At 70.4% G+C, this 20370-nt stretch carries 14 protein-coding genes and 1 tRNA gene; 3 read left to right on the top strand and 12 right to left on the bottom strand.

The window, feature by feature from the left end:
- Positions 1-4: 4 nt before the first annotated feature.
- Positions 5-829: a DNA-formamidopyrimidine glycosylase family protein gene (locus M8H82_RS35535; protein WP_250079727.1), complete on the top strand. Its 825-nt coding sequence runs from the start codon at positions 5-7 to the stop codon at positions 827-829.
- Positions 830-861: 32 nt separating this feature from the next.
- Entirely contained in the window at positions 862-1626 is a 765-nt protein-coding gene (locus M8H82_RS35530) for an SDR family NAD(P)-dependent oxidoreductase (RefSeq protein ID WP_250079724.1), read from the top strand.
- Here M8H82_RS35530 and M8H82_RS35525 read toward each other — a convergent pair.
- From M8H82_RS35525 to M8H82_RS35480, 10 genes are all read right to left on the bottom strand, one after another.
- Positions 1574-1849, bottom strand: a complete 276-nt coding sequence (locus M8H82_RS35525; protein WP_250079723.1) for a hypothetical protein — start codon at positions 1847-1849, stop codon at positions 1574-1576. The genes M8H82_RS35530 and M8H82_RS35525 overlap by 53 nt on opposite strands.
- An 80-nt stretch (positions 1850-1929) precedes the next feature.
- On the bottom strand, positions 1930-2400 hold the full coding sequence (locus tag M8H82_RS35520) for a Dps family protein (RefSeq protein ID WP_250079721.1): 471 nt from the start codon (positions 2398-2400) through the stop codon (positions 1930-1932).
- A 157-nt stretch (positions 2401-2557) separates the two neighbouring features.
- Positions 2558-2938, bottom strand: coding sequence for a helix-turn-helix domain-containing protein (locus M8H82_RS35515; protein WP_015657463.1), 381 nt, complete (start codon positions 2936-2938; stop codon positions 2558-2560).
- A 109-nt stretch (positions 2939-3047) separates the two neighbouring features.
- Entirely contained in the window at positions 3048-3593 is a 546-nt protein-coding gene (locus tag M8H82_RS35510; RefSeq protein ID WP_250079720.1) for a nicotinamide-nucleotide amidohydrolase family protein, read from the bottom strand.
- Complete coding sequence (gene pgsA / locus M8H82_RS35505) at positions 3590-4300, bottom strand: CDP-diacylglycerol--glycerol-3-phosphate 3-phosphatidyltransferase (RefSeq protein WP_250079718.1); 711 nt, start codon at positions 4298-4300, stop codon at positions 3590-3592. The genes M8H82_RS35510 and pgsA overlap by 4 nt, the downstream gene beginning before the upstream one ends.
- The gene (rimO, locus tag M8H82_RS35500) at positions 4297-5766 is read right to left on the bottom strand and encodes a 30S ribosomal protein S12 methylthiotransferase RimO (protein WP_250079717.1); all 1470 of its coding nucleotides are present in this window, start codon (positions 5764-5766) and stop codon (positions 4297-4299) included. The genes pgsA and rimO overlap by 4 nt, the downstream gene beginning before the upstream one ends.
- An 86-nt stretch (positions 5767-5852) precedes the next feature.
- Positions 5853-6686: a helix-turn-helix domain-containing protein gene (locus M8H82_RS35495; RefSeq protein ID WP_250079715.1), complete on the bottom strand. Its 834-nt coding sequence runs from the start codon at positions 6684-6686 to the stop codon at positions 5853-5855.
- 244 nt (positions 6687-6930) lie between these two features.
- The gene (locus tag M8H82_RS35490; protein ID WP_250079712.1) at positions 6931-9639 is read right to left on the bottom strand and encodes a DNA translocase FtsK; all 2709 of its coding nucleotides are present in this window, start codon (positions 9637-9639) and stop codon (positions 6931-6933) included.
- Positions 9640-9773: 134 nt separating this feature from the next.
- Complete coding sequence (locus M8H82_RS35485; protein ID WP_250079710.1) at positions 9774-10454, bottom strand: two-component system response regulator; 681 nt, start codon at positions 10452-10454, stop codon at positions 9774-9776.
- Positions 10455-10785: 331 nt separating this feature from the next.
- Entirely contained in the window at positions 10786-16251 is a 5466-nt protein-coding gene (locus M8H82_RS35480; protein WP_250079708.1) for a HAMP domain-containing protein, read from the bottom strand.
- Between the two features lie 376 nt (positions 16252-16627).
- Here M8H82_RS35480 and M8H82_RS35475 point away from each other — a divergent pair, with 376 nt between their 5' ends.
- Positions 16628-19378 carry a SpoIIE family protein phosphatase gene (locus tag M8H82_RS35475; protein ID WP_250079706.1) on the top strand — a complete coding sequence of 917 codons (2751 nt, stop codon included), beginning with the start codon at positions 16628-16630 and terminating at the stop codon, positions 19376-19378.
- A 58-nt stretch (positions 19379-19436) separates the two neighbouring features.
- Here M8H82_RS35475 and M8H82_RS35470 read toward each other — a convergent pair.
- A tRNA-Thr gene (locus M8H82_RS35470) sits at positions 19437-19509 on the bottom strand.
- A gap of 92 nt (positions 19510-19601) precedes the next feature.
- On the bottom strand, positions 19602-20264 hold the full coding sequence (locus M8H82_RS35465) for a DegT/DnrJ/EryC1/StrS family aminotransferase (protein ID WP_250079726.1): 663 nt from the start codon (positions 20262-20264) through the stop codon (positions 19602-19604).
- Between the last annotated feature and the right edge of the window lie 106 nt (positions 20265-20370).

The following is a 20370-nucleotide window of genomic DNA, read 5'->3' as shown; positions in this document are numbered from 1 at the left end:
ACCCATGCCCGAAGGAGACACGGTCTGGCAGGCCGCCCGGCGCCTGCACGCAGCCCTCGCGGGCCAGGTGCTGACCCGCAGCGACTTCAGAGTGCCCAAGTTCGCCACGGTCGACCTCGCCGACCGCACCGTCCTGGACGTCACCCCGCGCGGCAAGCACCTCCTCACCCGCGTCGAGGGCGGCCTGACCCTGCACTCGCACCTCGGCATGGAGGGCTCCTGGAGGATCTACGCCGACCGGCAGCGCTGGACCGGCGGCCCCGCCCACCAGATCCGCGCGGTCCTCGCCACCGCCGACCGCACGGCCGTCGGCTACCGCCTCCCGCTCCTCGACCTCATCCGCACCACCGAAGAGTCCCGGGCCGTGGGCCACCTCGGCCCCGACCTCCTCGGGCCGGACTGGGACCCCGACCAGGCACTGGCCAACCTCCTGGCGGACCCCGCCCGCGCGCTCGGCGAGGCCCTCCTCGACCAGCGCAACCTCGCCGGCATCGGCAACATCTACAAGAGCGAGCTCTGCTTCCTCCTCGGCGTCACACCCTGGCTCCCGGTCGGCGCCCTCCCGTCCGACCGCGCGGCGCACCTCCCCGTCCTCGCCAAGAAGCTCCTGGAGGCCAACCGCGACCGCCCGGTCCGCAGCACGACGGGCCGCCGCGGTCCGGACCTCTTCGTCTACGGCCGTGCACCGCGCGCCTGCCTGCGCTGCGGCACCCCCATCCGCTCCGCGAACCAGGGCGACGGCGCCCGTGAACGGCCCACCTACTGGTGCCCGAGCTGCCAGCGCGGCCCGGCCCCCACACCGGGACATCGCCGCCGTACCGCCAATTGACGGACCGTCAGAAACCCTCGTACCGTCCCCTCATGGCCGTCAGCGCGTACGACCTCACCGGACGCACCGCCTTCGTCACCGGAGCCGCCAGCGGCATCGGCCGCGCCTCGGCCGTGCTGCTCGCGCAGGCCGGGGCCACCGTGCACTGCGCCGACCGCGACCCGCACGGCCTGGACGAGACGGCCGCCCTGGTCGAGGAGGAGGGCGGCACCGCCCACCTCCACCCCCTGGACGTCACCGACCGCGGCCGGCTCCGGCAGGCCGTCGGGTCCTGCGAGCGCCTGGACATCATGGCCGCGGTCGCCGGGATCATGCACAGCAGCCCGGTCCTGGAGACCACCGAGGAGGACCTGGACCGCGTCCTGGCCATCAACTTCAAGGGCGTCCTGTACGCCTGCCAGGAGGCCGCCCGCCTGATGCTCGCCCGGCGCGTGCGGGGCAGCATCGTCACCATGGCCTCGGGCGCCGTCGACACCGGCGGCCCCGGGCTGCTCTGCTACGGCGCGGCCAAGGCGGCCGTCGTCCAGCTGACCAAGACGCTCGCGACCGAGGTCGGCCGTCACGGCATCCGGGTGAACGCCGTAGCGCCGGGCTGGATCCGTACGCCCATGACGGACCGCCACGATGACGAGGCGCAGGCGCACACCGAGGCGCTCATGACGCGGATGGCGCCCCTGGGCCGGGTCGGTGAACCGGAGGACGTGGCGCACGCGGTGCTGTATCTGGCGTCCGACGCCTCGGCTTTCACGACGGGTCAGATCCTGCGTCCGAACGGGGGCGTGGCGATGCCGTGGTGACCCCGGCCGCCCGCCACGCCCGTCTCCATCGTCCCGTGGCCAGCGCGCCCGCGGCCCGCGTCTTCGGCACACAGTGCACCGGCAGTAGGCTCAGGCCCCACCCCCCGGCGGCGATCGCGCCCTCCACCGCTCCGGCGTCCGGCGCGACGGCGAGCCGCAGCACGGCCCACCACCACAGCGCCCCGAGCCCGAGCGCAGCCCCCCAGCGCGCTATCCCCGCCATGACCGCCACCTCCAGCCCGACGCTAGATCACCGCCCCGGCCGCTACGAGGGCGCACCGACGGCACACGGGAGCACCCGCGTCAGCCGTTCTCGGCCTGGAACATCCAGTGGTGCTTCTCCAGCTCGGCCGTGATGGTGATGAACATGTCCTGGCTGACGGGGTCCGCCTCACCGGTCGCCCCGACCCGCTCCCGCATCCGGGTGATCACCGCACCCAGCGCGTTCACCATCGTGCCCACCGCGTCCGCGTCCTTGATCCAGCCCTCGGGCGCGGTCTCGATGCCGGTGCCCGCGGCCACCGTCGCGGCGCGCCCGTCGGGCGAGACACCCAGCGCCGACGCCCGCTCGGCGACGGTGTCGGAGTGCGTGCGCGCGGTGGTCACGACCTCGTCCAGCTGCAGATGCACGGAACGGAACCGAGGCCCGATCACGTTCCAGTGGATCTGCTTCGCCACCAGGGCGAGGTCCACGAGGTCGACGAGAGCGCCTTGCAGCGCCTCGGACACGGTCTTCAGGTCCGTGTCGGACAGCGGGCTCTTCACGACGTACATGCATGTGCTCCGATCGGTGTGCCGGCCCCGAGTCACGCCCTCCACGATGCACGAAAGCCCCGGCCGTCGCCTCTCCAGTTCACTTGGAGAGCCCCGGCCGGGGCTTCGCACACTTCCTCAGCGCATGGATCGGATCATGCGCCCACGGGCGTGGGATTCACGCGGCGACCACGTCCACAGCTTCCGCGGGCGCCTTGATCGTCACCCGTTCCGGTGGCACACCGGTCACCGAAACGGAACCCAGCATCGGTCGGACCGACGTGGGCACGGGTTCGCTGGGGGTGGCCGCAGCAGACTGGGCCAGCTCGGCGAGAGCGAGCTCGTCGCTCACTTCCCGCATGAGCTCGGACATCCGTACGTCCAGCGCGTCGCAGATGGCGGAGAGCAGCTCGGAGGAAGCCTCCTTCTGCCCCCGCTCCACCTCGGAGAGATAGCCGAGCGAAACTCGGGCGGACGAGGAGACTTCGCGCAGAGTACGGCCCTGGCGCTGGCGCTGCCGACGCAGCACGTCACCCAGCAGGCGACGGAGCAGAATCATCGGTGGCTCCCTCCTCGGACCGCGTAGCCGCATCCTTCACGCCCCACCGTACCGCCTCGCGCTGCGGCCGTGCGGGGAGCGATGTCGTGTTCACTCAGGGCTGCAAACATCAAAACCCCCCGTTCTGTTCCGTATCCTGTGCCCGCTCATTCTCTGGCTGTTCGCTCGCCAGCTGCTGCAGGAGCAGGGCGAGCACGCTCCGTACACTCTCCATACGAATTTCCGCCCGGTCGCCGTTCAACCGCAGCGAGGCCACTTTCCCGCCACCGGCGGACCCGGAATCCGCCGCGCGGGGCCCGTCCACGGCCACGAAAACGGTTCCCACCGGCTGCCCGTCCTGCTCGTCGGGACCCGCGACACCGGTCGTCGCGATGCCCCAGTCGGCGCCCAGAGCCTTGCGCACGCCCGCCGCCATCTCGGCCGCGACCTGCGGGTCCACCGCTCCACGCCGCTCCAGCAGGGCCGCGTCGACCCCGAGCACCCGCTGCTTGAGGTCGGTGGCGTAGGCGGTCACCGAGCCCCGGAAGGCCTGCGACGCACCAGGAGCCGCTGTGATTTCCGCCGCAACAAGACCACCGGTGAGCGATTCCGCGACGGCGAGCGTCTCGCCCCTCACGGTCAGTAGTCGCACCACTTCAGCGGCGGGGGAATTCACGCGTCCGTCTCCTCCAGCGCGGCCTTGCGCTCCGCGATTCCCTGCCTGCGCAGCACAATGGCTTGTCTTACATAGTCGAGCCCGGTCACCACGGTCAGCACGACCGCCGCACCCATCACCCAGAACCGGAGAGTGGCCAGCCATCCCGTCAGCGCCAGGATGTACATCCCGACGGCCACGCCCTGCGTGAGCGTCTTGAGCTTGCCGCCCCGGCTCGCCGGGATGACGCCGTAGCGGATGACCAGAAAACGCAGCAGGGTGACGCCGAGTTCCCGGCCGAGGATCACCGCGGTCACCCACCACGGCAGATCGCCGAGCCCGGACAGACAGATCAGCGCCGCCCCCATGATCGCCTTGTCGGCTATGGGGTCGGCGATCTTCCCGAAGTCGGTGACCAGGTTGTACGTCCGCGCCAGATGCCCGTCGAACAGGTCGGTGATCATGGCGACGGCGAAGGCAGCCCAGGCGAACGAGCGCCACGCCGGGTCGTAGCCGCCGTCGGCCAGCATCAGCGCGACGAACGCGGGGACGAGCAGCAGCCGCAGCATGGTCAGGAGGTTGGCGACATTCCAGACGCTGGCCTGGTTGACGGCCGCCGCCGCGATCTTCCCGCCCCGCACCGGCTGACCGCCCCCGGCGGGTTCGCCGGAGACAGCGGCCGCCGCCTTGGCGGCGCCGCCCGCGGCGGATGCCGGGACTCCGGTCATCTGGCCGCCTCCTCATCGGGTACGAACGAGCCCTGCAGCGGCTCGGCCACCAGGTCGACGCCCTCGGTGCCGACCACCTTCGCCTCGACCATACGACCGACACTCAGGCCCTCGCCGCTCGTGAGCAGCACCTGGCCGTCCGTCTCCGGCGCCTGGTGCGCGCCGCGGCCGTACACGCCCTCCTCGTCCACGGACTCCACGAGGACCCGCACGGTCTCCCCCAGGCGTTCCTCGGCCCGCTGCGAGACGAGCTGCTCGGCCAGCCGGGAGACGCGTGCCAGGCGCTCGGCCACGACGTCGACGTCCAGCTTGCCGTCGTACGTCGCCGCTTCGGTGCCCTCCTCGTCGGAGTAGCCGAAGACGCCGATGGCGTCCAGCCGCGCGTGGGTGAGGAAACGCTCCAGCTCGGCCAGATCGGCCTCGGACTCGCCGGGGAAGCCCACGATGAAGTTGGAGCGCACGCCCGCCTCGGGAGCCTTGCTCCGGATGGTGTCGAGCAGCTCCAGGAAGCGGTCGGTGTCGCCGAAGCGGCGCATCGCGCGCAGCACGTCGGGCGCGGAGTGCTGGAAGGACAGGTCGAAGTAGGGCGCGACCTTGGGCGTGGCGGTGAGGACGTCGATCAGCCCTGGGCGCATCTCGGCCGGCTGGAGGTAGCTGACCCGCACCCGCTCCAGGCCGTCGACCGCGGCCAGCTCGGGCAGCAGGGACTCCAGCAGGCGGATGTCGCCGAGGTCCTTGCCGTAGGAGGTGTTGTTCTCGGAGACCAGCATGATCTCCTTGACGCCCTGCTCCGCGAGCCAGCGCGTCTCGTTGAGCACGTCGCTGGGGCGGCGCGAGATGAAGGAGCCGCGGAAGGACGGGATGGCGCAGAAGGTGCAGCGCCGGTCGCAGCCGGAGGCGAGCTTCACCGAGGCGACGGGGGCGCCGTCGAGCCGGCGGCGCAGGGGGGCGCGCGGGCCGGAGGCGGGCGCGAGCCCTTCCGGGAGGTCCACGGGCGCGTGCCCGGGCAGCGCCACGTCGGCGGCCGATTCCTGGCGCTCGGCAGGGCTGATCGGCAGCAGCTTGCGCCGGTCGCGGGGGGTGTGCGCGGCGTGGATGCCGCCGTTCAGGATGGTCTGCAGCCGGTCGGAGATGACCGCGTAGTCGTCGAAGCCGAGCACCCCGTCGGCCTCGGGCAGCGCCTCCGCGAGCTCCTTGCCGTATCGCTCGGCCATGCAGCCGACCGCCACCACCGCCTGGGTTCTCCCGTGGCCCTTGAGGTCATTGGCCTCCAGGAGGGCGTCGACGGAGTCCTTCTTGGCGGCGTCGACGAAGCCACAGGTGTTGACGACGGCGACATCCGCGTCGGAGGCGTCCTCCACGAGATCCCAGCCGTCCGCCTCCAAGCGGCCTGCGAGCTCCTCCGAGTCCACCTCGTTACGGGCGCAGCCAAGAGTGACGAGTGCGACGGTACGGCGTTCAGGCATGGGCTCAAGACTACTTTGTCTCACTGACACCCCACGTCGACGGGGTTGGCCGATCTTGGCCGACCCCGTCCTTGTGTGCTCCGTGCTCAGCCGGCCTGGGGGTCGCCCTTGGTGTACGTGAGGCGCTCCACGGCCCCCGGCCGCCAGTTCTCGTCGATCTTCTTGCCGTTGACGTAGAGCTCGATCGAGCCCGCGTCACCGAGGACGAGGTTGATCTTCTCGCTGTCCTGGAAGGTCTTGGTCTCGCCCTGCTTGAGCAGACCGTCGAAGAGGAGTCCGCCGCTGTGGTCCTTGGCGGAGATCCAGCTCTGGCCGTCGGGGGTGCTGACCTGGACCGTCACCTTGTCCTGAGGCGCGGCGGCGATGGCGCTGTCGGACGGCTCCGGCTTCGGATCCTCGGGCTTCTCGGTCTTGGGCTTGGTCGTGGCGGACTTGCTGGTGGAGGGCGTGGCGCCCTCGGCGACCGCCGCCGAGCCGCCGTCGTCACCCTTGAACGCGGTGAAGCCGACGAAGCCGACCACGGCCACGATCGCGGCGACCATCGCCGCGGTCCAGTTCGGCCCCCGCCGTTCCGGGCGGATGCGTTCCGCCTCGAACAGCGGCGCCGCGGGCGTCGGCGCGGGCCGCCCGCCGTGGTCCGCGTCGTACTGGTCGAGCAGCGGGCCGGGGTCGATGGCGACGGCCTTGGCCAGGGTCCTGATGTGGCCGCGGGCGTACACGTCCCCGCCGCACGGGGTGAAGTCGTCCGCCTCGATGGCGTGCACGATGGGCAGGCGGACCCGGGTGGCGTTGCTGACGTCGTCGACGGTCAGTCCGGCAGCGATACGCGCCTGCTGGAGAGCTCGGCCGACGGAGAGGCGGGCTTCGTCGGAAACGTCTTCGAACGGACGCTCGTCTTCAGGGGAGTTGCCGATGGACACGGGGGCGCCTTTCGAGCGTGTAGCCACCTGTGCTGGAAGTTCAGTCTAGGGGGGGTGCGAATGCCTGGGGCAACCGGGCGGCAGGACTTTGTACGCCATCGGTATGGCCCGGCACACCGATGGTGGGGCAGCAGCTTTTCGCTTCCCTCAACTTGACGTACGTCGTAGGGAAACGGTTGCTCAATGATCCCTTACGGGTGAGTCACGATCCGACATCGACGGCCCGGCCCGCGGGGGACTCTCCTCAAGCCTCCCCGCGGATCTGCGCCAGCACGCCATCCAGCTCGTCGGGCTTCACCAGAACGTCACGTGCCTTGGAGCCCTCGCTCGGCCCGACGATGTTCCGCGACTCCATCAGGTCCATCAGCCGCCCGGCCTTGGCGAAGCCCACCCGCAGCTTGCGCTGGAGCATGGACGTCGACCCGAACTGGGTGGAGACCACCAGTTCCGCCGCCTGGCAGAGCAGGTCGAGGTCGTCGCCGATGTCCTCGTCGATCTCCTTCTTCTGCTTGGTCCCCACGGTGACGTCGTCCCGGAAGACCGGCGCCATCTGGTCCTTGCAGTGCTGGACGACCGCCGCGACCTCGTCCTCGGTGACGAAGGCGCCCTGCATACGGGTGGGCTTGTTGGCGCCCATCGGCAGGAAGAGCCCGTCGCCCTTGCCGATCAGCTTCTCGGCACCGGGCTGGTCGAGGATGACCCGGGAGTCGGCGAGCGAGGAGGTGGCGAAGGCGAGCCGCGAGGGCACGTTCGCCTTGATCAGACCGGTGACCACGTCGACGGAGGGCCGCTGCGTGGCGAGCACCAGATGGATGCCGGCCGCACGGGCCAGCTGGGTGATCCGCACGATCGCGTCCTCGACGTCCCGCGGCGCGACCATCATCAGGTCGGCGAGCTCGTCGACGATCACCAGCAGATACGGATACGGCTGGAGCTCGCGCTCGCTGCCCTCCGGCGGCTTGACCTTGCCGTCCCTTATGGCCTGGTTGAAGTCGTCGATGTGCCGGAATCCGTACGCCGCCAGATCGTCGTAGCGAAGATCCATCTCCCGTACGACCCACTGGAGCGCCTCGGCGGCCCGCTTGGGATTGGTGATGATCGGCGTGATCAGGTGCGGGATGCCCTCGTAGGCCGTCAGCTCGACACGCTTGGGGTCGACGAGGACCATCCGGACGTCCTCGGGGGTCGCCCTGACCATGATCGAGGTGATCAGGCAGTTGATGCACGAGGACTTTCCGGAACCGGTGGCTCCGGCGACCAGGACGTGCGGCATCTTCGCGAGGTTGGCCATGACGTAGCCGCCCTCGACGTCCTTGCCGAGCGCCACCAGCATCGGGTGGTCGTCCTCCGCGGCGGCCGCGAGCCGCAGCACGTCACCGAGGTTGACCATCTCCCGGTCGGTGTTGGGGATCTCGATGCCCACGGCCGACTTGCCGGGGATCGGCGAGATGATCCGCACGTCCGGGCTGGCCACGGCGTACGCGATGTTCTTGGTCAGCGCGGTGATCCGCTCGACCTTCACCGCCGGGCCCAGTTCGACCTCGTAGCGCGTGACCGTCGGCCCGCGCGTGAAGCCCGTGACGGCGGCGTCGACCTTGAACTCGGTGAAGACGTTGGTGAGCGAGGCGACGACCGCGTCGTTGGCGGCGCTGCGCGACTTGCCGGGCCCCCCGCGCGTGAGGAGGTCGAGCGAGGGCAGCGCGTACGTGATGTCGCCGGAGAGCTGGAGCTGCTCCGCGCGCGGCGGCAGGTCGCTGGGGGCCTCGGGCGCGGGCTTGGTGAGGTCGGCGACCTCGGTCCTCAGCTTCTCCTGCTTGGGCCGCGCGGCCGGCACGGGCGTCGGAGTCGGCGCCGGTGTGGTCTCCTCGCGGTCTCCCGCGCTCACGCCCTGGGTGAGGTCGGCGACGACCGGCGAGGGCGGCATCCCGTGCAGTACGGCCCCGTCCAGCGCGGCGGCGGCCGCGGCGGCGACGTCCACGGCGTCCATGGGGCGGCCCATGTCGGGCTGGGGCACCGCGGACCGCCGGGGCCGGCCCCGGCGCCGCGAGAGCGCCTCGTGCTCGGCGCCTTCGGGGTCGTAGGCCTCGGGCGCCGGTCCGCGCCGCCGGGGGCGCGCGGGCAGCGCCTCGCGCCACTGGTCGTCGTAGCGCTCGTCGTCCTCGAAGTACTCCTCGGCCCCCGGATCGGCGACGATGCCGAGCCTGACCCCGAGCAGCCGCAGCCGCTGCGGGATGGCGTTGACGGGGGTGGCGGTGACGACCAGCAGCCCGAAGACCGTGACCAGCACCAGCAGGGGTACGGCGAGGACCTCGCCCATCGTGAACGTCAGCGGAGTCGCCGCGCTCCAGCCGATGAGGCCGCCGGCGTCCCTTATCGCCTGCATGCCGTCGCTGCGGGCGGGCGAGCCGCAGGCGATGTGCACCTGGCCGAGGACGCCGATGACCAGGGCGGACAGGCCGATCACGATCCGGCCGTTGGCCTCGGGCTGCTCCGGATGCCGGATGAACCGTACGGCGATCACCGCGAGCAGGATGGGCACCAGCAGGTCGAGCCGGCCGAAGGCGCCGGCCACCAGCATCTCGACCAGCTCACCGACGGGACCGCGCAGGTTGGACCAGGTACCCGCGGCGACGATCAGCCCGAGACCGAGCAGCAGCAGCGCGACGCCGTCCTTGCGGTGGGCGGGGTCGAGGTTCCTGGCGCCCTGCCCTATGCCGCGGAACACCGCGCCGACGGCGTGCGCGAGCCCGAGCCAGACGGCGCGCACCAGCCGGTAGATGCCCCCGGTGGGGCTGGGAGCCGGCCTGGGCGCGGGCTTCCTCGCGGCGACCTTCTTGGCGGGTGCCTTCTTCGCGGGAGCCTTTTTCGCGGCGGTCTTCTTCGCCGGGCCCTTCGCGGGAGCGGCAGCCTTCTTCGCCGGCTGCTTCTTGGCTGCGGAGGGACGTGAGGCCATAGGTGTGAGGTTACCGGTGGAGACCACAGCGGACACGTGTGCCCACCGCTTCACCCGTTCGTGTCGCCGTAGCGACGGCGCTGAACTGACGCAGGTTCACCAAGAGGTCATCTCCAACGCGCCCCGACCGGGCGTCAGTTCTGCGAGGTCACCGAGGAGGTGTTCCCGGCGCCCGGCTCCAACGCGTCCAGCGCGCGCCGCAGTCCGGTGAGCTTGCGCTCCAGATGAGCCGCCGTGGCGACGGCCGCCGCGTCCGCCGACTCGTCGTCGAGCTGCTTGGACAGCGCCTCGGCCTGCTCCTCGACCGCCGCGAGCCGCGCCGACAGTTCGGCGAGCAGCCCCGCCGATTCCTTCGTCTCGGCACCCGGAGCCTTGCCGCCGCCCTCCAACTGGAGCCGCAGCAGCGCCGCCTGCTCCCTGAGCTGGCAGTTCTTCATGTACAGCTCGACGAAGACCGAGACCTTCGCCCGCAGCACCCACGGGTCGAACGGCTTGGAGATGTAGTCCACCGCACCGGCGGCATAGCCGCGGAAGGTGTGGTGGGGACCGTGATTGATCGCCGTGAGGAAGATGATCGGGATGTCCCGGGTCCGCTCCCGGCGCTTGATGTGCGCCGCGGTTTCGAAACCGTCCATTCCCGGCATCTGGACGTCCAGCAGAATGACCGCGAAGTCGTCCGTGAGCAGTGCTTTGAGCGCTTCCTCCCCGGACGATGCCCGCACCAGGGTCTGATCGAGCGCAGAGAGGATCGCCTCCAGCGCGAGCAGATTCTCCGGCCGGTCATCGACCAGGAGGATCTTGGCCTTCTGCACCATGGCCCGCCCTCCTCGCCCCGGCATGGGGCCTCCCCTGTCCGCAGGACTTGGCGCAGCACCGGCGGGTGCCGCCCCAGGGGACGGCTCCCTTGCGCCGCCCGTCCTCGTGCCGGTCATGGTAGCCGCACCCCGCCCGTCGCCACACCCTGTCACCGCGATGTCACTGTGCACGTAGCAGAAACGTAGCGGGAGACCAGAAGGTTCCCCGAATCCCGTACTTCTACACGGCGTCGAGCACACTGAGTCAGCAACTCCGTGTGCCCACCGTAGGTTCCCGACCTGCCCTTCCCGGGCCCGCACACCGGGCCCGTACGAAGCCCGACCGATACCGTCACGCCTCCCGCATCCACTGCTCCATCACCGACAGCAGGTGATCGGGGTCGACCGGCTTGGTGACGTAGTCGGAGGCGCCCGACTCGATCGCCTTCTCCCGGTCGCCCTTCATCGCCTTCGCGGTCAGCGCGATGATCGGCAGCCCGGCGAACTGCGGCATCCGGCGGATCGCCGTGGTCGTCGCGTACCCGTCCATCTCGGGCATCATGATGTCCATCAGCACGACCGCCACGTCGTCGTGCTGCTCCAGCACCTCGATGCCCTCCCGGCCGTTCTCGGCGTACAGCACCGACAGGCCGTGCTGCTCCAGGACGCTGGTCAGCGCGAAGACGTTGCGGATGTCGTCGTCGACGATCAGCACCTTCTCCCCGCCGAACCGGATGCCCCGGCGCACCTGCGGCGTCGCCTGCTGCTCCACCGTCGGCCACGGCTCCTGCTGGAACGGCCGCTGCTCCAGCTCGTGCACGGACCTGCGGCGCCGGCGCCGGAAGAGCGCGGCGGCGCCGTTCTGCGTCTCCTGGTACGACTTCACCTCGGCCGGCGTCTCGATCTCCACGTCCGACAGCTCGGACTGGTCCGCGGCCGACGCCACCAGGTCGCCGGCCTCCAGGACGGGCATGGACTGCTGGTGGTAGCCCTGCGGCGGCAGCTCGCTCGGGTGCAGCGGCAGGTACAGCGTGAACGTGGAGCCGCGTCCCGGTTCGCTCTGCGCGTGGATCTCGCCGCCGAGGAGCTGCGCGATCTCCCGGGAGATCGACAGCCCCAGACCCGTACCGCCGTACTTGCGGCTGGTCGTGCCGTCGGCCTGCTTGAACGCCTCGAAGATCACCCGCATCTTGCTGGCCGCGATGCCGATTCCGGTGTCGGTCACCGAGAACGCGATCAGATCGGCGTCCGCGTCCCGCAGCGAACCGGTCTCCAGCAGCTGCTCCCGGATGGCCACCGGCACATCCGCCCCGGCCGGCCGGATGACCAGTTCGACCGACCCGGAGTCGGTGAACTTCACCGCGTTGGACAGCAGATTGCGCAGCACCTGGAGCAGCCGCTGCTCGTCGGTGTGCAGGGTGGCGGGCAGCTCCGGCGACACCCGCACCGACAGGTCCAGGCCCTTCTCCGCGGTCAGCGGGCGGAAGGTGGCCTCGACGTAGTCGACGAGCTGGACGAGCGCGATGCGCGTCGGGGAGACGTCCATCTTGCCCGCCTCGACCTTGGACAGGTCGAGGATGTCGTTGATCAGCTGGAGCAGGTCGGAACCGGCGCCGTGGATGGTCTCGGCGAACTCGACCTGCTTCGGGGACAGATTGCCCTCGGCGTTGTCGGCGAGCAGCTTGGCCAGGATCAGCAGCGAGTTGAGCGGGGTGCGCAGCTCGTGCGACATGTTGGCGAGGAACTCGCTCTTGTAGCGCATGGACACCGCGAGCTGCTCGGCACGCTCCTCCAGAACCTGCCGCGCCTCCTCGATCTCGGTGTTCTTCACCTCGATGTCACGGTTCTGCCGGGCCAGCAGCTCGGCCTTCTCCTCCAGTTCGGCGTTGGACGCCTGAAGGGCCTTCTGCCGGTTCTCCAACTCGGCCGACCGTTCCTGGAGTTGCTCGGTCAGCTCCTGGGACTGCTTCAGCAGCTGCTCGGTCTTGGTGTTGACGGAGATGGTGTTGACGCTGGTCGCGATCATCTCCGCGATCTGGTTCAGGAAGTCCTTCTGGATCTGCGTGAACGGCGTGAAGGAGGCCAGCTCGATCACGCCGAGCACCTGGCCCTCGAACAGCACCGGCAACACGATCACCTGGGCGGGCGGTGCCTCGCCGAGCCCGGAGGAGATCTTCAGATAGCCGCTGGGCGCGTTCTCCACCAGGATCGTGCGCTTCTCCTGGGCCGCCGTCCCCACCAGCGCCTCACCGGGCCGGAACGAGGTGGGCATGGAGCCCATCGAGTAGCCGTACGAGCCGAGCATCCGCAGCTCGTACTGGTCCTCGCCGCTCTGGTGCGCGTCCGGCATGGCCAGGAAGAACGCGCCGTGCTGCGCGGAGACCACCGGCGTCAGCTCGCTCATGATCAGCGAGGCCACGTCCTGGAGGTCCCGGCGGCCCTGCATCAGCGCGGAGATCCGGGCGAGGTTGCCCTTGAGCCAGTCCTGCTCCTTGTTGGCGATCGTGGTGTCACGCAGGTTGGCGATCATCTTGTTGATGTAGTCCTGGAGTTCCTGGATCTCGCCGGAGGCGTCGACGTCGATCTTCAGGTTCAGGTCACCGCGGGTCACCGCGGTCGCCACGCGCGCGATGGCACGCACCTGCCGGGTCAGGTTCCCGGCCATCTCGTTCACCGACTCGGTGAGGTCCCGCCAGGTTCCGTCGACGTCACGCACGCGTGCCTGGCCGCCGAGCTGCCCCTCGGTACCCACCTCGCGGGCGACGCGGGTGACCTCCTCGGCGAAGGAGGAGAGCTGGTCGACCATGGTGTTGATCGTCGTCTTGAGCTCGAGGATCTCGCCTCGCGCGTCGATGTCGATCTTCTTGGTCAGATCGCCCTTGGCGATGGCGGTGGTCACCATGGCGATGTTCCGCACCTGACCGGTCAGGTTGGACGCCATCTGGTTCACCGACTCGGTGAGGTCCTTCCAGGTACCGGCCACACCCGGCACCCGCGCCTGACCGCCCAGGATGCCGTCCGTGCCCACCTCACGGGCCACCTTGGTGACCTGGTCGGCGAACGAACTCAGCGTCTTCACCATGGTGTTGAAGGTGTCCGCGAGCTGCGCGACCTCGCCGCGCGCCTCGATGGTCACCGTCCGGGTCAGGTCGCCGTTGGCGACCGCCGCCGCCACCTGGGAGATGTTCCGCACCTGCATGGTCAGGTTCTTGGCCATCAGGTTGACGTTGTCGCTGAGGTCCTTCCAGATGCCGGTGACGCCCGGCACGTGCGCCTGGCCGCCCAGGATGCCCTCGGTGCCCACCTCACGGGCCACCCGGGTCACCTGCTCGGCGAAGGAGGAGAGCTGGTCCACCATCGTGTTGACGGTGGTGACGAGCTCCAGGATCTCGCCCTTGGCGTCCACGGTGATCTTCTTGGACAGGTCGCCCTTGGCCACCGCGGTCGTGACCTCGGCGATGTTGCGCACCTGGATGGTCAGGTTGTTCGCCATGAAGTTCACCGACTGGGTGAGGTCCTTCCAGGTGCCGGAGACCCCCTGCACCTCGGCCTGCCCGCCGAGCTCGCCCTCCGTGCCCACCTCACGGGCGACCCTGGTGACCTCCTCCGCGAACGACGACAGCTGGTCGACCATCGTGTTCAGGGTGTTCTTCAGCTCCAGGATCTCCCCGCGCGCGTCCACGGTGATCTTCTGGGACAGGTCACCCCGGGCCACCGCGGTGGCGACCTGCGCGATGTTGCGCACCTGGGCGGTGAGGTTGCCGGCCATGCCGTTCACCGAGTCGGTCAGATCGCGCCACACACCGGCCACGCCGGGCACCTGCGCCTGACCGCCGAGTCGGCCCTCGGTGCCCACCTCACGGGCCACCCGGGTCACCTGCTCGGCGAAGCCGGAGAGCTGGTCGACCATCGTGTTGATGGTGTTCTTCAGCTCCAGGATCTCCCCGCGCGCGTCCACGTCGATCTTCTGGGACAGGTCGCCCCGGGCCACCGCCGTCGTCACCTGGGCGATCTGCCGCACCTGCGAGGTGAGGTTGCCGCCCATGAAGTTGACGGAGTCGGTGAGCTCCTTCCAGGTCCCGGACACCCCCGGTACGACCGCCTGGCCGCCCAGGCGGCCCTCCGTGCCCACGTCCCGGGCCATCCGCGTCACCTGGTCGGCGAAGGCCGACAGCTGGTCCACCATCGTGTTCACGGTGTTCTTCAGCTGGAGCATCTCGCCGGAGACGTCCACGGTGACCTTCTGCGACAGATCGCCGTTGGCCACGGCCGTCGTCACCTGGGCGATGTTGCGGACCTGACCGGTGAGGTTGCGGAACGCGGTGTTGACGGAGTCCGTCAGGTCCTTCCACGTCCCGGCCGCGCCCGGCACCTGCGCCTGCCCGCCCAGCTCACCCTCGACGCCGACTTCGCGGGCCACGCGCGTGACCTCGGAACCGAAGGAGGAGAGCTGGTCCACCATGCCGTTGACGGTGTTCTTCAGCTCCAGCATCTCGCCGGCCACGTCGACGGTGACCTTCTGCGAGAGATCACCATTGGCCACGGCCGTCGTCACCGCGGCGATGTCCCGCACCTGGATCGTGAGGTTCCGGAAAACCGTGTTGACGGAGTCCGTCAGGTCCTTCCACGTCCCGGCCGCGCCCGGCACGTTGGCCTGGCCGCCCAGCCGTCCCTCGGCACCGACCTCGTTGGCCACGCGCGTGACCTCGTCCGCGAAGATCCGCAGGGTCTCGGTCATCTGGTTGATGGTGTCCGCGAGCTGCGCGACCTCGCCGCGCGCCGACACGGTCACCTTCTGCGACAGATCGCCGTTGGCGACCGCCGTGGTCACCTGTGAGATGCCTCGCACCTGGGCCGTGAGGTTGCCGGCCATCAGGTTCACCGAATCGGTGAGGTCCTTCCACACACCGGCCACACCCGGCACCTGCGCCTGTCCGCCGAGCTCGCCCTCGGTGCCCACCTCGCGCGCGACCCGGGTCACCTCGGAGGAGAACGACGACAGCTGGTCCACCATCGTGTTGACGGTGTTCTTCAGCTCCAGCATCTCGCCGGCCACATGAACCGTGACCTTCCGGGACAGATCACCCTTGGCGACCGCCGTGGTCACCAGCGCGATGTCCCGCACCTGCGCGGTCAGCCGGTACGCCATCGTGTTGACGGAGTCCGTGAGGTCCTTCCACGAACCCGACATGCCCCGCACGCGTGCCTGTCCGCCCAGCTTGCCCTCGGTGCCCACCTCACTGGCCACCCGCGTCACCTCGTCGGTGAACGTGGACAGCTGGTCGACCAGATTGTTGACGGTACGGCCGACCTTCAGGAACTCCCCGCGCAGCGGATGCCCGGTCCCGTCCGGGGCCTGCGTGCGCAGCTCCATACGCGGCGACAGATCACCCTCGGCCACCGCGGACAGCACCCGGCCGACCTCGGAGACGGGCCGTACGAGGTCGTCGACCAGGGCATTGGAGTTGTCGACGGCCGCTGCCCAGGAGCCCTCGCAGGAGCCTGTCTCCAGCCGCTCCGTGAGCTTGCCCTCGCGCCCCACCATGCGCCGCACCCGGGCCAGCTCGCCGGTCAGGTGCAGATTGCGGTCGGCCACCTCGTTGAACACGGCCGCGATCTCGGACATCACGCCGTCGCCGGAGACCGTGAGCCGCTTGCGGAAGTTCCCGTCCCGCATCGAGACGAGGGCCGCCAGCAGTCGGTTCAAGGAGGCCGTGTCCACCGTGGTGGTCCCACCCCGCGGTTTGCGCTCCTTCATCAGGGACTGTCCGCCTTTCGCGCGCGTCTTCGTGCCCCGCGTCGCTGCGCCAGACTCCACTGTGTCCCTCCCGCAGGGGTCGACCTTCACTGCCGTGCTCCCGATGCTCCTGCCCGGAGCACCGGTTACTGCTGGGTATGTCCGCCGGACGCACGGGCCGCACCACGGGCTGCTGCCCGCCGTGAGCGACAGCCATTCCGCCCGACCGGACCTTCACCTCAAGCTTGCCCAGTGTTTCACCCCGGCCGAACCCGGCCATAACAGTTCGGCAGCTTCGCACACGGTCCGCACACCCTCCGGGCGGAAACACGGCGGACCGGCATCCGCGTGGACGGCGAAGGTAAGTAACCTTGCATGCGGCTGTCCAGCCGCACCGGTCCGTCCGGCTCGGGCGGTGGCACGGAAACGAGCGGGCATCGGAGGGGCGGCCGCACACATGACCACCGGACTGATCCCGGGGGAGCAGCCCTCGGAACCCCGGCCGAAGGGCGGCCTGCCGCATCAGCGGCAGGAGCCGGCCGGCCACGGAGCCCTGCATGTCGACAACCGCTCGAGGAGTTCAGTGATCACCGCGCGCGCGGCCGCCAGCTTCGAGCCCGTCGGGCGGTCGGTCGCGAGCGCCCGCTCCTTCGTCCGCGACACCCTCCAGGGCTGGGGCTTCGCCGACATCGTCGACGACGCCGTGGTCCTCACCAGCGAGCTGGTGACCAACGCCGTGGTGCACGCCGGCACCTCCGCCGACGTGTTGTGCCTGCGCGCCGACGACGGCGTCCGGATCGAGGTCGCCGACCGCTACCCCGAGCGCGAGATCCCGCTCCAGGGCACCACCCTCAGCATGGGCAACCCCGACCGCGAAGGCGGCCGCGGCCTGCAGCTGTGCGCGGCACTGGCCGGCCGCTGGGGCGTGGAGTACACGCCCACCCACAAGCAGGTCTGGTTCCAGCTCGATCTTCCCGAGCGCCCGGTGGGCACCCGGGCCGCGGGCCCCGCGCTCCCCGCCGACCTCCTCCCGATCGCCGACGCCCGCGTCCGCGTCGCCGTCGTCCAGATCGACCGCACCGGCGCCATCTCGGCGTGGAACGAGGACGCCGAGGAACTCTTCGGCTACCCCGCCGAGCAGGTCACCGGCAAGCCCCTCACCGACCTCGCCGCCTGGCCGCACACCCCGGGCACCGGCACCGGCATCGCGGAGGCCCTCCAACTCTCCCGCTGGGAGGGCAGTTACGGCATCCGCGGCGCCAACGGCCGGGTCATCCCGGTCTACGCCTCCCATCTCCGGGTCCGCGACACCGGCGGCGAGCCCTCCACGGTCTGCCTCCTCGTCCGGGACCACGAACGCGCGGTCCTGCAGACGCCGTTGCGGATGCCGTCCTCCGACGTCGGCGGCTCCGGCGAGGGCCAGAGCACCGACCCCTTCGAGGTGTTCATCGGCTCCCCGGCCCCGGACGACCTCGACGGCCTCCTGCAGCGCACGGTGGAGCGCGCCCGCGACATGCTCGACGGCGACTCCGCCTTCCTGCTCCTCGCGACCGACGACGAGACCGAGTTGGAGGTCCGCGCCTCCACCGGCCTGCCCTCCGCCCGCCAGCGCTTCGCCCGCGTCCCCGTCGAGGCGGGCCCCGGCCGCTACGGCTCCGCGCGCATGCCCGCGGTCCACGACGACCTGTCGGCCGTCCCCGGCGCCGTCCCGCTGCTCAGCGGCACCGGCATGCGCTCGGTCGTGACGGTCCCCCTGAAGGTCGAGGGCCGCCTCACCGGCTCCCTCGGCGTTGCGGCGGAGGCCCCCGGCAGATACTCCAACGAGGAGGCCCTACGGCTCCAGTTCGCCGCCGACCGCATCGCGTTGGCCGTCGAATCGGCCCGCCTCGGCGAACTGGAACGCCTGCGCCGAGGCTCGCTGAGCTTCCTGGTCGAGGCCTCCGACCTGCTCGCCGGCACCCTGGACCGCGACCAGACCCTCGCCCTGATGGCCCAGATGACGGTCCCGACGCTGGCCACCTGGTGCGCGGTCTACACGATCGCCGACCAGGCCTCGGAGCCGTACCTCTCGTACGTCCTGCACGAGGACGAGGAACTCATCGACGGCATCAAGTCGTTGCTCTCGAAGATCGCCCCGCCCGACCCGGTGCCCACCCCCGGCGCCCGCATCTGGTCCGCCCCCGCGCAGGCCGCCCACCAGGCCGCGCTGCGCACCTCCATGCGCAGCCTGGGCCTGCGCGAGCCGCTCCCCCGCGCCAGCTCCGGCGTCGGCCCGACGCTCGCCACGGCCTCCGCGGTCGGCGGCGAGACCGTCGTACTCCCGTTGGTGGCCCGCAACCGGGTGATCGGCATGCTGACCCTCGGCAAGCCGACCGACGAACACTTCCGCCAGGAGATCCTGGAACTGGCCGAGGACCTCTCCCGCCGAGCGGCCCTGGCCCTGGACAACGCCCGCCTGTACTCGGAGCGCACGGCCATCAGCCAGGCCCTCCAGCGCAGCCTCCTGCCGCCCGAACTCCCCGAGATCGAGGGCGTGGAGGTCGAGGTCATCTACCGCGCGGCCGGCGAGGGCAACGAAGTCGGCGGCGACTTCTACGACCTCTTCCCGATCAGCGACGGCGCCTACGGCTTCGCCATCGGCGACGTCTGCGGCACGGGCCCGAACGCGGCGGCGGTCACCGGCCTCGCCCGCCACGCCCTGCGCCTGCTGGCCCGGGAGGGCCTCAGCGGCCCGGCGGTCCTGGAGCGCCTCAACTCCGCGATCCTCGACGAGGGCGCCCGCAGCCGCTTCCTGACCCTCCTCTACGGCGAACTGCGGCCGCAGGAGGACGGCAGCGCGGAGTTGAAGGTGGTCTGCGCCGGTCACCCACTCCCACTCCGCCTGCGCCAGGACGGCACGGTCGAGCCGGCCGCCGAACCCCAGCCGCTGCTGGGCGTGATGGAGGACCTGGAGCTCTACGAGCAGACCGTCACCCTCGACCCCGGCGACGTCCTGCTGTGCGTCACGGACGGCGTCACCGAGCGCCGTGAGGGAAGCCGCATGCTCGGCGACGACGGTCTCACCGACGTCCTGACGACCTGCACCGGCCTGACGGCAGGCGCGGTCGCCGCCCGCATCATGCGCGCCGTGGAACGCTTCGCCTCTGACGCCCCGTCCGACGACATGGCGATCCTCGCGATGCGCGTCCCGGGCCTCCACACGGACTGAGCCTCCCGGGGATACGAGAAAGGCCCCCGCCCGTAAGGGCGGAGGCCTTTTCTTTCGGAGCCCCCAAACGGAATCGAACCGTTGACCTTCTCCTTACCATGGAGACGCTCTACCGACTGAGCTATAGGGGCCAGTTGCCTTCGAGGTCTCCCTCGCGGCAACGAGCTAAATCATACCCTGAATTCGCGCATGCTTCGAACCGCCCGTCCAGGGACTCGAATTCTCACACTGCGGGCTGGAGCAACCCGCCCAGCGCGTTGCACGCGGAGACGATCCGCTGCATGTCCCGCTTGGTCAGCGCCGCGTCCACGGGCAGCGCGAGCGTCTCGTCGGCGGCACGCTCGGTCTCCGGCAGCGACACGCACCGCCGGAACTCGGGCAGCCGGTGCACGGGCGTCTTCACCGGGACCTTGCAGTCCACCCCGCGGGCGCGCACGGCGCGTGCGAAGGCATCCCGGTCGGGCCGTCCGTTCCCGGGCACGCGCACGACGTACTGCTGATAGGTGTGGCCGTCACCCCCGTCGGGCGTCGTCACACCCTTCAACTTGGAGTCCAGATAAGCGGCCCGCTGCCGGCGCTGAGCGATTTCGTCGTACGGCACCTCGGACTCGCCCTGCTCCAGGACGAGCAGTCCGTGCCGCTGTCCGACACCGTGCAGCCGGGCGATGTCGGCGAACCGCCCGAAGCGGTGCACGACCACCACGGCCGCGGTCCGTGCGGTCACGACCGCCTCGACGGCAGCGGCGTCCAGGCAGTACGTGACCGGGTCTATGTCGGCGAACACCGGAAGCGCCCCGGCCAGGACCACGGCCTCGGCGACCTCGGCGTTCCCGAAGGCCGGTACGACGACCTCGTCACCGACTCCGACGCCGGCGGCCCTGAGCATTGCAGCAGTACCCATGCTCGGGATGGTGGCTGCGCAACGTGAACTTCAAGTGACGCACAGCAAAAAAGGGTTGGACCCCGAACCGAAGTTCGGGGTCCAACCCTTT

This window comes from Streptomyces sp. YS415 (genome assembly GCF_023544665.1).
Classification (GTDB): domain Bacteria; phylum Actinomycetota; class Actinomycetes; order Streptomycetales; family Streptomycetaceae; genus Streptomyces.
Note: the sequence above shows the minus strand (reverse complement) of the source record. Positions and strands in the feature narration are given on the sequence as shown.